Genomic DNA, 15,599 nt, shown 5'->3' with positions numbered 1-15,599 from the left:
AGAAATCTATGTATTGATCAATCTTGCGAAGCAAGTGGTCTTCAGGGACAAGTTCTTCTATGGTTACCATTTCCAGTTCATTTTGTCGATCTTTCATGGATTGAAACAAGTTCATCACCGCCTTTGGGAATTCTATCTTAAGAATAACATGTGAAGAAAATGAATTTCAGAAAAATGAACAAAAAAATAAGGCTGTCGAGAACTTTCTCGACAGCCTGATTAGAGCCTCTCAAATGAGAGGCTCTAATGTTTAACTCCAACCAATATTAATTTTTATACATAATTGGTGTTGGATATCTATTTATATTTTTAGTTGGTTTATTTTTTATTCTACACTACGTCATTTTCAAAATGACAAGCCAAGCTAACTTGGTGTTTTTTAGGGAGGGTAAATTAATCATCCCTTTTTTTCCTAGACCTCAACTTCAATATGTAGCAACCTAAATTAGTGCCAATATTATGGAAGCAAGTTGAGTTCTTTTAGGCAATGATGAAACTGGTATATGTTCATTAACCGTGTGAATGTTATACATATAAGGACCGAGTCCATCAACTGTTGGTACACCAAGTGCTGAATAAAAATTACAATCTGCTGGTGATTTTGACATTTCTTCAGGTAAATCTATTCCAAAAAGGGAAGCAGCCTTATTAATCTTTTTATAAAGTGCTATGTTAGACTCGTTACGTTCCATAGGAGGAAATTTAAGGTCAAGAGTTGTTGAGATTTCACATCCGTCAACCATTCCTTCATCGGGAAGATTTATCATATCTTTCTTAACCTGTTCATATGCCTCTTCGGACGCTACTGTAACCCAAAAACTCGCTTCTGCATAATCAGCAACAACGCTTGGCCCCTCTCCTCCACTGATAGGAGAGACGTTGTAGTGAATACCTAGATCTGAGTTTTCTTTTTTATCAAGTTTTATAATAAGATTAGCTAATTCAAGTACTGCGTTTGCTCCAGGTCCGCTGTCCATACAAGCATGGGCGCTTTTTCCCTTGATTTTAATAGTTCCCTCACCAACACCGTATCGGCTGGTTAATATTCCATCTCTCTTTCGTCCGGGTTCAAAGGAGATTACAGCTTCAGCGTCTGCTGCTTCACTTTCAAATAATTTTTGACTGGTAGGTGACCCAATCTCTTCATCACAATTAAGGACTATTACCAAGTCTTTATTTGGAAGAAGGTTTTCTTCCTTTAAGATCCTGATGGCATAGAGGATAGTAACAACTCCTCCTTTGCAATCGGCCGCACCAAGTCCATATGCATATTCATTCTCGATATGAAAAGGGTGAGAGAGGGCATCTCCTTTTTTAAAAACAGTATCAAGATGCGCTGCTAGTACAACCTTTCCTTCTGGTTGTTCAGATTTAATCCGTGCTATGACGTGTACTCCATACCCCGGAGCCTCAACATGAGTAACTTCTGCACCGATTTGATTTAAAGCTTCATCCACAATCTCAACAATTTTCTTATTGCCCTCGATGTTTTTGCTTCCACTATCAATGTTGCATAGTTCTTCCAACATTGATAACTGAGATTCTTGATATCGATTGACTCCATCCCGTGTTGCATCGATAATTTTATCCATGTTCGTCCCGCCTCCGTGTTCGTTATTGATTTACTCTTTCATTATTAAACGACTTCATTTCTTGCATTTCTAATCTTAGGAAGATGTATTTTCTAGAATTTGTAGTAATAAGCCTGACTGTTAAGAGAGTATAATGTTCGTTCATAATCCCCAACTTCTTACCTTTAAAGCAAAAAACGTTTCCTGTCTCTCTTCTCCTATGCAATAAACAGATTCTACTCTAGTTTTCACAATAGATCTACCCTCATAAAATCTGCATAAAATTTATTTTTTATGAAGCCTGTTATCTACATCAATTAAGTGATTAACTAATTGATCCTCTGCTTGGGACAAATTCTGGTCTTCTAATGCTTGATAAATCGATTTGTGATACTTAAGTGAGGTGTTTACGCCTTCATCATCAAAGGAAACACTTTTCTGAATCTTGGAGATTAATTCAGAAATCGAATTGTATAAAAACAGTAAAACGGAATTATTAGCAGCTACAGCTATTTCATTATGAAAAGATATATCTGCTTCAATATAAAGATCATTATTTTTCTCCCGTACTGCCCTTTCCATTTTCTTGATGTTTTCTTTGATATTTTGTAGATGATCTTTTGAGCGTCTAAAAGTTGCTAAGCGAATTAATTCCCTTTCAAGCATAATTCTAGTTTGCTGAATGTCTTTATAACTAGCATCATTTAAAAGGATTTGTAGTGTTAAGGATTCTTCAATGATTTTAGAAAAATTAGCTTGAACATAAGTACCGGAATTTCCTCGGTTTAATAACCCTTGTAATTCTAATACTCTCAAGGCTTCACGAACAGAAGTCCTACTAACTTCAAATAATTTACTTAATTCCCTCTCGTTTGGAAGCCTGTCTCCAATTTTAATTTCGCGCTTTATTATCATCTCTTTTAATTGATAAACAACATATTCAGACAAAGAGGTTTTTCTAACTGGTTGAATATTCACCCTATATCCCCTCGTTTTATTTATTTTACTCAATACTAAAATGATTTTGGTATCCATAAAGATAAGCCAGGAACTATAACAATTACGACATATGCAAAAATCATAACCCCTAATACATAAAGTACATCAGGAAAAGTGTCCTCTACAGATATTTTAGCAATTTTAGCAGATGTAAATAATCCTACCGCTAAGGGTGGTGTAACACCACCGATTGCTAAACTGACCATCATAAGCACCCCGAAGTGGATGGGATCAATGCCTCCTTGCATCGCAATCGGGAATAGTATTGGAGTCATTATAATGATTGTAGCAATTGTTTCCATGAATGTTCCCATAATTAATAGAATAAGACTAATCACTACAAGAATTAAGATACTATTTGTGGTAAAGTCTGTTAAAATGTTAGCTAAATCATTTGGTATTTGCTGTGTAGTTAATATCCATCCAAAGGGTGTAGCCGCAGCGATTATAAATAAAATGACAGCACTATTAACTGCTGAGTCTTTAAACACTTCAAGCAACTTTCTAAGCGACAATTCTCTATACACCACTGTTGCTAATATTAATGCATACACTACTGCAACAACTGCTGATTCAGTTGGTGTAAATATACCAGTCATTACACCACCTAATATAATAATAGGAAGTAACATAGGGAATATAGCAACTTTAAAAGATCTTACTAGTTCCTTTAAATTGAAGGCTGTTGCTTCTCCACCGCCGTAATTCCTTTTATTAGATATAACCACTCCAAAAATAAGAAGGCATAATACGACGAATATACCAGGTAGAATACCTCCCAAAAACAAATCGCTAATAGACACACCTGCACTTACCCCAAATACTACCATTGCCATACTTGGAGGGATTACCATTCCTATTACACCTGCCCCCGCAATGAGAGATGCAATAAACCCTCTACCATAGCCCTTCTTTATCATCTCAGGTGTAACAACCGATCCAACAGCTGCAACGGTAGCAACTCCTGATCCAGAAATTGCGCCAAAAAACGCGGAAGCAATTACTGAAACACCTGATAATCCTCCTTTAATAAACCCTAATAATGCATTAGCAAATCTCATTAATCTTGGAGTAGTTCCATACATCATTAAGTTTCCTGCTAACAAGAAAAATGGAAGAGCTAATAGTGGAAATGAATTTAATCCACTAAACATTTGCTGTGGAATAATACTTGGTGATGCAGATGTACCTTGGATTAAAAAGAAAACAACACCAGACATCCCAATAGCAAAACTAACTGGAAGGCCAATGATCAGAAGGATACCAAGTATAAGAAAAATAATCATGTGAAATGGTCTCCCTTCTCATTCCTATTTCTAAAAATATCAATTGCTTGAAGCACTAGATATATAATCATTAACCCACCACATATTGGTATTACTAGGTGAACAATACCTGTTGGGATTTGCAGCGATGGCGTCATCATCGTCATCATATCTCCTAGCGATGTAACGGAGAAATAAGAAATGACACCCAGAAATACTACAGAGATAATCTTGTTAGTTATTTCAATGAAGACCCTTCCCTTTTTAGGCAATAGTTTAATAAAAAAGTCAATTCTAGTATGTTCACCATACTTCACGCCTATAGTTGCACCAAGAAAAGCAATCCAAACCATACCATACCTTGAAAATTCATCGGCCCATGAAATATTCATATCAAACACATATCTTAATACTACTTGGGTAAACACGATAACTGTCATAGATACAAATATAACGATAATTAGTATATTTATTAATCTTTCAATCCATATTGACATTTTGTTATCCATATTATTGCCCCAATCTATTCAGAATCAATTATAAGATTCATCAACTCATCACCATTTTCTTTAGCAAATGAATCCCATAATGGTTGAACAGCATCTACGAAAGATTCTCTATTAGTTTCATTTATTTCCATCCCCTGTTCAGTTAACTTTTGTTCAAGCTCTTCATTTCTTTCGTCTAACATATTTTGCTGTTCAATTTTCAGTTCTTCTGCTATAGAGAATAGAGTTTCTTTCTGTTCATCGGTTAGTTTGGATAAACTGTTGGTACTCATAGTAAGAGGAGCTGAGTTATATATGTGTCCAGAAAGCGAAAGATACTGCTGCACTTCAGCAAAATTGGCTGAGTCAATAGTTACTAACGGATTTTCTTGACCATCTACTGTCCCTTGTTGTAATCCAGTAAATAATTCATCAAACCCCATAGAAACAGCATTAGCCCCTAATAAATCAAACATTTCTAATCTTAATGGTATTTCTGAACTCCTAAACCTAATACCATCCATATCACTAGGTTCGAAAATCGGCCGTGTATTATTAGTGAAATGTCTAAAACCATTTTCCCAGTAGGAAATTATCTCAAAGTCATATTCCTTTACCATTTCTTTTACTTTATCCCCATATTCTCCTTCATATGCCTTTCTTGCATGAGCAACATCAGAAAAGATAAAAGGTAGTTCCTCAACAGCCAAAGCAGGATCAAATGCTTGAAAATTAGAAGTAGCATAAAACAAAGCCATATCCAGGTTCCCTGCCTGCATTTGTTCCATCTGATCCGCTTCACTACCTAACACAGCATTATGATTAACTTGTAGAGTAACTTCCCCATTTGTAGCACTATCCAACTCCTCAGCTAACTTTTCTAAAAAGATACCTCCTGGATGACTATCAGGAAATATATGAGCAACACTCAATTCAACATTATCAGACCCGCCTGACGCCCCATCAGAGCAAGCGCTTACAACCAAAAACAAGCTTACCATTAAAACTGTAAATACCTTTTTCATTTCTAACTTCCCCCTTATTATTATTTTTGAGCCGCGCAACTCCTAATACTTACCCCTCGCTTGGATGTTTGATGGTCCAACCATCATGCTACTAATATAAATTATATTTAGACTTTTGTCTATACACTGATATTAAAAAATTAAAATAATTGTATCCTTCTCGTTAGATTCTATTGGAAAAATTCAAGAGGGTGGGAGATAATGTTAAATTAACTGTTTTTGTTGAGTGAATATTGCTACTGAAATGGACTATCTGTGCCAAAAATTGATCCACCTAGGACCTCATGTTGACTCATCTCTGCCATTAAGAGATCCAGTATTATTGACCTGCTACAAAAGTATAGAAACAGTCTTTACAAGGAGAGGTGGTAATGATAGGCTTCCATGCCAGGCAAACTCCTAGCTACCGTTTATTGCATAAAATTATTACCACAGAGGCTCCAAGAACAAAAATATGCCTACGACCTGTTTGGACACTTTATCTAAGTGAATCAAAAAGATGGCACGACTGGGTCTACGTTAAAGCAATATTCAGAAGCACTTTTGGTTTTTTTGGTTGGGCTGGCGAGCCTTTTTTCTTCACTCATAACAGTTGCAGGGTTCTAAGGTTTTTTTCTAATTCTCACTACTTTTATTTTGCACTATACAATATCTAAATAGTAATAGTAAAAGAGGCCTTGATAGACTGATGGTCACGTATAACCGGCTTTTGTTGGAAGGAAAAGTAACCGTATGGTGGATTTGATTTGAACTACCTAGATTGTGCAACAGTGGGCCACAATAAAATCCCCCCTCAATGAATGATGGGGGGGGAGAAGATATTATTAAAATTATTGAGCTGTAAATCCACCGTCTACAACAAATTCTGAGCCAGTTGAGAATGTTGATTCATCTGAAATTAAATATAAGATTAAATATGAAACTTCTTCAGGTTCCGCAATCCGTCCTAATGGAGTAGCTTTTTTAACCGCATCGAATACGTCTATATTAGTCTTAATTCCACCAGGGTGTACGGAATTAACTCGTATATTATATTCTGCAAACTCAAGTGCAGCGGCTTTAGTCATGCCAGTTACTGCAAATTTTGTTGTAACATATGGAGTAACATTTACAGATCCAACTAAACCTGCAGTCGAAGAAATATTTACAATGGACCCACCATTAGCTTTTTTCATAGATTTTACTACAGTTTGCATACCCTTAAAAACACTGTATTGATTAATGGCAATAACATTATTAAAATCTTCATCTTTTAAATCTTCCAACGGGATATCATTTGGTCCCACTATTCCGGCATTATTAACAAGCCCAGTAATCGGCCCAAATGTATTCTCTGTCTTGTCAACCACTACTTGCCAATCATCTTTATTAGCTACATCGTGTTTAACAAAAAGTGCATTTTCTCCAAGTTCCTCTGCTACTTTTTGACCCTTTTCTTCATTAATATCAGTTAGTACAACTTTTGCTCCTTCTTCTACAAACAATCTTGCGAAACTTTCTCCCATACCACTTGCTGCTCCAGTTATAATTACTACTTTCTCTGATAACCTACTCACTATCTATTCCTCCATTGTTAAATTTCTTTATTAATCACTAGTTTATTGTACTTTAACCTTTATATATAATAATATACATGTAGTCGTGATGGATACAAGTTATTTGGTTATGTGGCTACACATCTCTAATAACCTTCAACGATCTCGCCCGATTGTTGAACAAGCTAAAACATTTCACTTAAACTAACCTGCCCCCGTTCGTATTATGAGGTTAGCCAGATATGGCCCGATTGCTGAATTTATGAAATCCTGCTATCAGCTTAAGTTTAATCAAACTTTTCATAAAAATTATCAAACGTAATTTCAAAGCCTCAATACAATTGTACTCAACCCTAAAATGCTACGATACTCTAGCATCAATAGTGTAGACAAGAAACGGTTGATTCCTTGCCCGTGGTATAACCAGTAACTTCTCCCGTAAAGCATATATATTCCATAGCCAACTTGTAAGTATCTTGTAATTGTGTCATTTCTGGATCACTAATACTCTTACAATGAGCAATTTTATTTCTGAGGGGAATGGTTCTTAGCAGCTGGAGGTAAACATCTTTAGGAAGTTCATCAAAACAGGGGTAAGCTCGCAGCATGGAGATAAGTTCGTGGTAATAAAAGGAAGTGAAGTGTTTGGAATAGGGTTTATATTTCATGGTGACAGGAGCCTGTATCTGCCAGCCGATCCCATAGGTTTCCTCCATTGTTTGTTCAATGTATTGACTCAGCCCGGTTTCAATCTCAAACAGCAAGCCATAGGCTTCTTTCATGTATTCAGTTTCCATGTGGCTATTCTCCTTACTCGTTCTATAAGCAAATAGTACTAGTAGAAATATATATTCGACAGGAATAAACGTATTCCTGCTGCTAATACCACTTATATCCAAAAATTTACCCTTCAATTGAGGCGCTAGTCAATAGATATATCTAAAGTTACTCTCCAAGGGAATAACGGTTCGGTCTTCATTCATTTAACTGGATTTGTTTATCCAACGAATCAATTTTCAGCAGTTTACCTGCAATCGTTTCATAGTCACGGTTGGCATTATTTTTAATGTTAACTGTCAAGTTATTATGTATCGCCAGCTGCAGTTGAGCGTTGATATCCTGCATCTTTTGCTCATCAAGAATGGGTTTCTCTTTGTATTCTTTCTCTTTCCACATCTGATTTAACAGCTGAATATGCTCCGGCATCATTAATGAAGTCCACTTTTTGGTTCCACGATCGTTTAGTTGGCCCATTATGCATCCACCTTTCTAAGTGATTAGAACATTTGTTCTTATGTTATCACTAAGAATGTTATGGTGCAAAGTTATTATTTAACAAAGTTTCTCTCTACAACTTAAGGAGCTATAATTATTAGCTGATATCCTCAATCATTTTATTCGTCCTCCCTCTCTATAAGTTGACGCGAATCCTAAAATAATTAAGAAATTGACTGTTTTGTTTCTGAAAAGGGGAATTTTGGAATTTACGTCCCTATGCAACTATTAGATAAAGACTTGAGCAACAAGAAAAATTAGTCTCTTCTATGAATTTTAAAGACTTGCCTGACTATAATTTCTGTTAAAATATTCTGTAATGTATTACACTTAAATATATGGAATTATTTTCATATTACACTTTGCATAGGGGGGTTTTATATATGTACTCTACAAATTCCGCTTTGAAGAACTATAGGTGTTTTATTAGTCATGCTTGGGGACACAACGACTCATATTACAAGTTAGAAGAAATGCTTGATAAAGCGCCAAGGTTTAAATGGAGTAATCATAGTGTCCCAGAACATGATTCTTTGGATACTGCGACAGATGCAGAATTAGAAAAAGAACTAGAGGAACAAATATCCGGAACAAATATCGTCTTGATAATATCTGGAATGTATTATAGTCATAGTAAGTGGATCTTAAAGGAAATAGAAATAGCTGAAGATAAAAATAAACCCATTGTAGCGATTAAACCAAGAGGTCAAAAAAGGACACCTATGGAAATTCAAGAAAAAGCTGATGAGTTAGTAGGTTGGTCAACAAGCTCTATAGTTAGTTCAATTAGAAGACATTCACTTTAAGCAAATAAAAAGGGGGTCCCCTTTTTATTTGCTTAAATCATCTATTATTTCTTTCAATTGAGTTGTATCCTCATTTCTATCTTCTAATTCATTAAGAATAAAGTTAAGATTATTTAATGTCGTTTTTATTTCCATATTTCCATATGGGGTATTTAACATCTTATCTGCTGCTTCATTTGCAAGGTTCCAGTTTTTACATAACGATGCGAACTCTAATAAAGAAGCTATAACCCAATAGTTAGTTGATTCTAAGTCACCTTGTCTCTCTAAAGAAAATTTCACTAGAGGTTTTAACTTATCAAAGCATTCTCTAGAATCTCCACTATTTTGAATGAACAACAAGGTTAACAAATTAATACCAGGGTAATAATCGCGCGGATCTTCTTCAAATCCTTTATAATAACAATTAATCGCTTCTTTTAGTGCTCCCCTAGCTCCTCTGTTGTCTCCTGTAGAACTTTTTTCAAAATACCTATCTTTATAAATTCTACCTAAAATTCCTAGAGTTTCAGAAGAATCTCCATAATTCTCTAATATTGAATTTAATATTCTAATTGCTCTATCTCGATCTTGACTTTTATTTCTTCTATTTAAAGCCAAAGCAAGTTGTTCCTGAACTTTAATACTTTCTCTTAATTCAAGAGGAAAATGTTCAATTAAACGAACCATATCTTCCCAGCTTTCAATACTTCTATAAGACATCAAAAGATCATATAATAATTCATATGAAGAGGATTCTAAATGGCCTAGTTGACTTTCTATATCTTTTATTCTTTCTAAGGTGTCTGACTCTTTTGAATGGCGAAGGTCAGCTAGTTTCTCGTGTAGGCTCTCAATCTCAAATAATCTTTCTCTAAATGAGTTTGCTTGATCGTGCTTTATCTTTACTCCTGGAAAATCACTTATGAGTTGGAATAGTGGGCTATCAGGGTTCCCTTCAGCCAATGCTTCAACTATTCTACTTTTAATTTCCTTTTTTAACCGCTCACATTCCTCTTCACTTAATTCTCCCTTAGTAGTGAGTTCATATGGGATTGCACGCAATGGAAGAACATCAAAAGGAAGTCTAGTATCTTTGGAGAAGAGCAATATAGTAGACTTTGGACGAGCAGTATGCCTGATCCCAAGCTCATAAAAAACGTTAGAATTTGCTAATGTTAAATCAGCTATGACAATTTCAGATAACAATAGGCGCTCATACATAGGCCCATGTATAAATCCACCTATTGTTTCTTCATCCGCTCGTATTACTTCTAAATCTTGTTCAAATTCTCTTATAGCTGGTTTAATCGCGTCTTCATATATGGCATTAAAATCGATTGTAGTGCGATCATCACTTTTCTTACCAAATGGCATTGCTACAAAAACCAGAGGTTTCAACGACATTTCCTCACAACCTCTCTTCAAATATTGTTTTCTTACTACTACCTGAAATTCCATAATGCCCTTATATTAAAAATATAACATAATTTACAAAATACTGTTTCAATATCAATTGGAATAATAAAACTCTTTTGCACAAATTCCATATCATATCGAAATCAAGTCTTGTAATAGTGTAATTCACATCTTCGCAGGATGTAACTAGTCTTTCAAAGTTTGCATCTATCCACTCGACAAAATTAACAACATGACATTTTGTTGATTTAATTAAAGACTTAACTTATAAGGAGTATGGATTAACCTCATATCTATCAAATAATGAGCTCATTGGCAACAACGCTTATGGGAAAACTCCGCTTACCATCTTTGATGGCTAGCTCCATTTTGAATGCGAGATTATTTCAGGAAGAATAGGCGGTCGACCAAAAAAGCCATTCCAAGCTGGAATTGGCCTTTAAAGTGTATGACAGTAAGGAGTATAGTCTTCAGGGAATATTAGATGCTGCTGGGTTAAATAGGTCTACTTTTTATCGCTACCTACTTACTCTTGCTTCTTATTCTCGAACGCCCAATTTCTATAAAAACCTACTATTCTTAGTATCATAACTCTTTAGTTATGATACTTTATGATTGTAAGGAACCGAATTGTATACGTTATATTATTAAAATAACGTATACTTAGATTCCCTTTCCATAATTATATAGTCCTCCAAGACTATTACCATCTTTAAGTTCCCAAATCTCTTCTGATAACTTGCTATAATTGCGAAATCTAAGAGCGTCCTCAACTGAGAAATACTTTGCGAAAATCCTAATTATCCCATCAGATAATTCTTCTGGTGATTTTGCTAAAGGTAAAATATCATAAATTTCTTCTATTTCGGGGTCATATTCGTCACTAGGAGGTCCAACATCTATATCTCTTCCAAGTGATAATAAATCCATAGGATCATTTGCATTTATGACGCTCCTAATTTTCCAAAAAAGAATAGTATCTTTTTTCTTGTTTTCAAATCCTAATTTATCTAAGATTATTTTTAGTAATTCTTCTGTGTTCATTTGTCTTGCGTCTAAGTAACCTAAAGTAATTGGTAATCCTGGCACTTCTGAGTCATCTAATTTAATTGGCAATATATATTCTTGATCCTGTTGAAAAGATCTAGACTGTGCACTTTTTAGCTCGTGTTTTGTCCAGCTTTTTTTTAGATAATGAGCGGATACAAAAATTATGCAATATTTTGCTTTTGAGCTATATACCTCTGCTAAATGTTGATACAGATCTTTTCCCCATAGGTCTGATTGTGCCAATTTGTCATAGAAAATCGAAACGCCTTTTCGATGCAATTCTAGAGCAATTGGTTCGATTATATTCCTGTCTTCACCAGCAAAAGAGACTGTTACATCATATTTAAAATCCATTTTACCAACCTCTCCTAAATAATTAAATTTTATAGAACTAATCATATCATTTATTGATTAATTTGATAGTTTATGTAAAATTTCCCATTTTTTTCTGACGCATTTTATCCGCATTCTTCTTTGCTTGAAGTATCTTTATAAACATTATACCTTTCTTTTCTTCGATAATAGCTCCACCTCAGTATTATTCTTTTAAACCTTTAATGCACCAAAACAAATCAAGTGTCCTTCTAATATTTTTTCATAAAGTACTTGATAGGACATAATAGCTATCCAACAACTTATGTAATTCGTAAAAATTACATACGAATTGTTGACTTAATACTTCCTAATGATATGATTAAATAGCTAATATGGTTAAGTAATTTTTTAAAAATATTTTTAAAGAGGGCGGGATATGAAACTTGAAGATATTGTAACAGTTAAAATAGGAAGAAACCTTTCTAGAGGAAACGAGAAATATGACCCCACTTTAGTTGCTTATACATACGAAGATTTAACGAATGATTTGGATGGCTTATTCCTCGATTCAAAAGCTAGTATCTCTAATAGAAATTCCAGTGACAAAGACAGCTATCTAAGTAGATATGGAGAAGTTGTTTTCAGCTTTGTAAGTTCAAAAGCTACCCTGGTAAGTGATGTAAATCAAGGGAAAATCATTAACCAAAACTTTGCTAATCTAATTATTAAACACCAGCAATTGGATCATAGCTATCTCTGTTATGCGTTGAATGAATCATACTCCATGAAAAAGCAAATGGCGATATCCATGCAAGGAAGCACTGTACGAAAATTAACGCCAGCCATTCTTAAATCTTTGGATATGAAACTACCAAGCATGGAGAAACAACAAATGATAGGAAAAGCTTATCTAAATTTGAAGAAACGCCAAGCTTTAGCAAAGAAACAAACAGAACTTGAAGAGCAACTATATTTAGAAGCACTGAAGAAATTAGAACAATAATAGGAAGAGTGAGGAATATAACATGTCAGAATTAAATTCAAAATTATTTAGCGCTGCAGATAGCTTACGCAGTAAAATGGATGCATCCGAATACAAAGATTACTTACTAGGGTTAATTTTCTACAAGTACTTATCGGACAAGTTATTAGTGAAAGTTGTTGAAATTGCAGATGAATCACCTGAAGAATATAACACGCAGGAAAAGCAAACCCAATTATATCGGGACTTATTAGCTGATGAAGAAGTAAAAGATGACTTGATTGAAACATTAGTCGATACGTTAGGCCACCATATGGAACCGGACTATCTATTTAATGTATTAGCTGAGCAAGCAAAACAAAATACATTTCAATTGAATGATCTGAACAAAGCTTTTATTGATTTGTCCACGAAATACGACCAATTTAGTGGATTATTTGATGATGTAGACTTGACTTCCAAAAAACTCGGTTCAGACGATCAACAACGAAACATTACCATCTCCGACGTCTTGAAGAAACTAAGTGAAGTTGATGTCATGGGACATGACGGTGATGTTATCGGGGATGCTTATGAATTCTTGATTGGTGAATTTGCTTCAGAGGCCGGAAAGAAAGCAGGCGAATTCTATACACCAAGTAAAGTATCGGACATGATGGCCCAGATCGTAGCAATCGGTCAAGAGGATAAAAAATTGTTAAGTGTATATGACCCAACGATGGGGTCGGGTTCACTGATGCTGAATGTACGAAACTATATTAATCATCCAGAAAGTGTGAAGTATCATGGACAAGAACTAAATACAACAACGTACAATCTAGCAAAAATGAACTTAATCTTACATGGTGTACGAAAAGAAGATATGCGACTGCGCAATGGAGACACATTGAATAAAGATTGGCCAACAGATGAGCCTTACACTTTTGATTCCGTCTTGATGAACCCACCCTACTCGGCAAAATGGTCATCAGATAAATCGTTTTTAGATGATTCTCGTTTCAATCGTTACGGGAAGTTAGCACCAAAATCGAAAGCAGATTTTGCCTTTCTTTTACATGGTTACTATCATTTGAAAGATTCAGGAACAATGGCAATCGTCTTACCACATGGTGTATTGTTCCGTGGAGCTGCAGAAGGTGTAATCCGCAAGAAATTACTGGAAGATGGAAGTATTGATTCTGTAATTGGCATGCCAGCCAACCTGTTTTTCGGGACATCCATTCCAACAACCGTAATAATTTTAAAGAAAAACCGCAATAATCGTGATGTATTATTTATTGATGCGAGTAAAGAATTTGAAAAAGGAAAGAACCAAAATAAACTTACGAAAGAAAATATTGATAAGGTTGTCGAAACGTATAAAAACCGAGAAGACGTGGAGAAATATGCCCACTTAGCTTCTTTTGAGGAAATCAAAGAGAATAATTACAATTTGAATATTCCTCGTTACGTTGATACGTTTGAAGAAGATGAGCCAGTTGACATGGCTGCAATTGGCTCAACAATCCAAGACATTCGAAAAGAAAAAGCAGAACTTGAGTCTAGCTTGTATGAAACAATTTCTTCGCTACAATTTGATAAAGAAAACGAAGAATGGATCAAAGGTGCATTAGAGGTGTTTAATCGTGGAAAATAAACAGACACCAGAAATTCGCTTTCCGGGATTTACTGGAAAGTGGGAACAGCATAAATTAGGAGAGATTTCGGAAAAAGTTACTGAGAAGAATAAAGATAATAATTACTCTGAAACACTTACAAATTCAGCGGAGTTTGGAATTATCACCCAACGTGATTTTTTTGAAAAAGATATTTCCAACAAAAAGAACTTAAATGGTTACTATATTGTTCACCCAGATTATTTTGTTTATAACCCAAGGATTTCTAACTTTGCTCCAGTAGGTCCAATTAAGAGAAATAAGTTAGGAAGAACTGGTGTAATGTCACCACTGTATTATGTATTCCATACGCATGACGTTGATAAAACATATTTAGAATACTACTTCTCAGGTAACAATTGGCATAGATTCATGAAATTAAATGGAGATTCTGGTGCAAGGTCAGACAGGTTTGCTATCAAAGATTCTGTATTTCGTGAAATGCCTATTCCTATCCCTTCAGGAGAAGAACAAACCAAAATCGGAAACCTTTTTAAACAACTTGACGATTCGATAGCAATCCATGAACAAGAACTAACCACCCTTCAACAAACAAAACAAGGATTCTTGCAAAAAATGTTTCCAAAAGAAGGAGAGTCCGTGCCTGAGGTTCGGTTCCCGGGGTTTACTGGAGATTGGAAAAAGCTAAAGTTGAGGGATTTACTCAAAAGTGCATATCAAGGCATCAATACTGCTGGTGACAAAGTTGAATATTCGGACAATGGAGTAAAGGTACTACAATCAAAACATATTACAAGTGGAACAATTTCTTTTGATGATGCTCGTTATTTAGATAAAGAGCGATATTCAGAATATTTCCCTAAATATGTCCCGGATATAGATGATATTCTTTTTGCAAATATAGGAACGATTGGCCCGAGTGCTGTTGTAACTGATAGTAGGGAATTTTTGATTGCTTGGAATATCTTAAAAATTACACCAATCAATGAAGCAAATTCAAAATTTATTCAATTACAGTTGCAAAGATTAAACAGTCAACGCTATTTTGAAAAAGTGACGACGGGAAATGCTACAAAATTTGTGAATAAAGATGAGATATTAGGAACGCGAATCGTTGTTCCTGAAAAGAAGGAACAATCTAAAATAGGTGATTTCTTCGCCAATCTCGACCACCTCGTAACTCTTCATCAACGTGAATTAGATGCCTTGAAAGATACGAAAAAAGCATTTCTACAAAAAATGTTTGTCTAATTATTGAATAGAGAGGAGGAAGA

At 34.9% G+C, this 15,599-nt stretch carries 14 protein-coding genes; 4 read left to right on the top strand and 10 right to left on the bottom strand.

Annotation, left to right across the window (positions count from 1 at the left end; translation table 11 throughout):
- Positions 1 to 440: 440 nt before the first annotated feature.
- The 8 genes from ACFODW_RS04795 to ACFODW_RS04760 form a co-directional block, all read right to left on the bottom strand.
- Positions 441 to 1,592 carry a M20 family metallopeptidase gene (locus tag ACFODW_RS04795; protein WP_390303766.1) on the bottom strand — a complete coding sequence of 384 codons (1,152 nt, stop codon included), beginning with the start codon at positions 1,590 to 1,592 and terminating at the stop codon, positions 441 to 443.
- A 264-nt stretch (positions 1,593 to 1,856) separates the two neighbouring features.
- Positions 1,857 to 2,549 carry a FadR/GntR family transcriptional regulator gene (locus tag ACFODW_RS04790; RefSeq protein ID WP_390303763.1) on the bottom strand — a complete coding sequence of 231 codons (693 nt, stop codon included), beginning with the start codon at positions 2,547 to 2,549 and terminating at the stop codon, positions 1,857 to 1,859.
- Between the two features lie 35 nt (positions 2,550 to 2,584).
- On the bottom strand, positions 2,585 to 3,856 hold the full coding sequence (locus tag ACFODW_RS04785) for a TRAP transporter large permease (RefSeq protein ID WP_390303760.1): 1,272 nt from the start codon (positions 3,854 to 3,856) through the stop codon (positions 2,585 to 2,587).
- Positions 3,853 to 4,344 (bottom strand): TRAP transporter small permease, encoded by a 492-nt coding sequence (locus ACFODW_RS04780; protein ID WP_390303757.1) that lies wholly within the window; start codon positions 4,342 to 4,344, stop codon positions 3,853 to 3,855. The genes ACFODW_RS04785 and ACFODW_RS04780 overlap by 4 nt, the downstream gene beginning before the upstream one ends.
- Before the next feature lie 14 nt (positions 4,345 to 4,358).
- A complete protein-coding gene (locus ACFODW_RS04775) occupies positions 4,359 to 5,348 on the bottom strand; it encodes a DctP family TRAP transporter solute-binding subunit (RefSeq protein WP_390303754.1) in 990 nt (329 codons plus the stop codon).
- An 830-nt stretch (positions 5,349 to 6,178) separates the two neighbouring features.
- Positions 6,179 to 6,904: a glucose 1-dehydrogenase gene (locus ACFODW_RS04770; protein ID WP_390303751.1), complete on the bottom strand. Its 726-nt coding sequence runs from the start codon at positions 6,902 to 6,904 to the stop codon at positions 6,179 to 6,181.
- A 356-nt stretch (positions 6,905 to 7,260) separates the two neighbouring features.
- Positions 7,261 to 7,680 (bottom strand): hypothetical protein, encoded by a 420-nt coding sequence (locus ACFODW_RS04765; RefSeq protein ID WP_390303748.1) that lies wholly within the window; start codon positions 7,678 to 7,680, stop codon positions 7,261 to 7,263.
- A 178-nt stretch (positions 7,681 to 7,858) separates the two neighbouring features.
- The gene (locus ACFODW_RS04760; RefSeq protein WP_390303745.1) at positions 7,859 to 8,137 is read right to left on the bottom strand and encodes a YolD-like family protein; all 279 of its coding nucleotides are present in this window, start codon (positions 8,135 to 8,137) and stop codon (positions 7,859 to 7,861) included.
- Positions 8,138 to 8,541: 404 nt separating this feature from the next.
- On the opposite strand from ACFODW_RS04760, the gene ACFODW_RS04755 reads away from it, so the two are divergent.
- Positions 8,542 to 8,964: a TIR domain-containing protein gene (locus tag ACFODW_RS04755; protein ID WP_390303742.1), complete on the top strand. Its 423-nt coding sequence runs from the start codon at positions 8,542 to 8,544 to the stop codon at positions 8,962 to 8,964.
- 24 nt (positions 8,965 to 8,988) lie between these two features.
- Here ACFODW_RS04755 and ACFODW_RS04750 read toward each other — a convergent pair whose 3' ends face one another.
- Together ACFODW_RS04750 and ACFODW_RS04745 are read right to left on the bottom strand one after the other, a co-directional pair.
- Complete coding sequence (locus tag ACFODW_RS04750; RefSeq protein WP_390303739.1) at positions 8,989 to 10,350, bottom strand: TRAFs-binding domain-containing protein; 1,362 nt, start codon at positions 10,348 to 10,350, stop codon at positions 8,989 to 8,991.
- Positions 10,351 to 11,025: 675 nt separating this feature from the next.
- On the bottom strand, positions 11,026 to 11,766 hold the full coding sequence (locus ACFODW_RS04745; protein ID WP_390303736.1) for a toll/interleukin-1 receptor domain-containing protein: 741 nt from the start codon (positions 11,764 to 11,766) through the stop codon (positions 11,026 to 11,028).
- Between the two features lie 397 nt (positions 11,767 to 12,163).
- On the opposite strand from ACFODW_RS04745, the gene ACFODW_RS04740 reads away from it, so the two are divergent.
- From ACFODW_RS04740 to ACFODW_RS04730, 3 genes are read left to right on the top strand one after another with little or no spacing between them, the layout of a single operon-like run.
- Positions 12,164 to 12,730, top strand: coding sequence for a restriction endonuclease subunit S (locus ACFODW_RS04740; RefSeq protein WP_390303733.1), 567 nt, complete (start codon positions 12,164 to 12,166; stop codon positions 12,728 to 12,730).
- Between the two features lie 22 nt (positions 12,731 to 12,752).
- A complete protein-coding gene (locus ACFODW_RS04735) occupies positions 12,753 to 14,345 on the top strand; it encodes a type I restriction-modification system subunit M (protein ID WP_390303730.1) in 1,593 nt (530 codons plus the stop codon).
- The gene (locus tag ACFODW_RS04730) at positions 14,335 to 15,576 is read left to right on the top strand and encodes a restriction endonuclease subunit S (protein WP_390303727.1); all 1,242 of its coding nucleotides are present in this window, start codon (positions 14,335 to 14,337) and stop codon (positions 15,574 to 15,576) included. The genes ACFODW_RS04735 and ACFODW_RS04730 overlap by 11 nt, the downstream gene beginning before the upstream one ends.
- The last annotated feature ends 23 nt before the right edge of the window (positions 15,577 to 15,599 follow it).

The organism is Virgibacillus sediminis (assembly GCF_042643265.1).
GTDB classification, from domain to species: Bacteria; Bacillota; Bacilli; order Bacillales; family Amphibacillaceae; genus Virgibacillus_O; species Virgibacillus_O sediminis.
This window is presented reverse-complemented; position numbering and strand designations above follow the sequence as displayed.

Coding starts and splice junctions, on each gene's coding strand:
- ACFODW_RS04750 (WP_390303739.1), bottom strand. CDS start 10,350: ATGTCGTTGAAACCTCTGGTTTTTGTAGCAATGCCATTTGGTAAGAAA.
- ACFODW_RS04755 (WP_390303742.1), top strand. CDS start 8,542: ATGTACTCTACAAATTCCGCTTTGAAGAACTATAGGTGTTTTATTAGT.
- ACFODW_RS04765 (WP_390303748.1), bottom strand. CDS start 7,680: ATGGAAACTGAATACATGAAAGAAGCCTATGGCTTGCTGTTTGAGATT.
- ACFODW_RS04795 (WP_390303766.1), bottom strand. CDS start 1,592: ATGGATAAAATTATCGATGCAACACGGGATGGAGTCAATCGATATCAA.
- ACFODW_RS04760 (WP_390303745.1), bottom strand. CDS start 8,137: ATGGGCCAACTAAACGATCGTGGAACCAAAAAGTGGACTTCATTAATG.
- ACFODW_RS04740 (WP_390303733.1), top strand. CDS start 12,164: ATGAAACTTGAAGATATTGTAACAGTTAAAATAGGAAGAAACCTTTCT.
- ACFODW_RS04745 (WP_390303736.1), bottom strand. CDS start 11,766: ATGGATTTTAAATATGATGTAACAGTCTCTTTTGCTGGTGAAGACAGG.
- ACFODW_RS04785 (WP_390303760.1), bottom strand. CDS start 3,856: ATGATTATTTTTCTTATACTTGGTATCCTTCTGATCATTGGCCTTCCA.
- ACFODW_RS04775 (WP_390303754.1), bottom strand. CDS start 5,348: ATGAAAAAGGTATTTACAGTTTTAATGGTAAGCTTGTTTTTGGTTGTA.
- ACFODW_RS04780 (WP_390303757.1), bottom strand. CDS start 4,344: ATGGATAACAAAATGTCAATATGGATTGAAAGATTAATAAATATACTA.
- ACFODW_RS04735 (WP_390303730.1), top strand. CDS start 12,753: ATGTCAGAATTAAATTCAAAATTATTTAGCGCTGCAGATAGCTTACGC.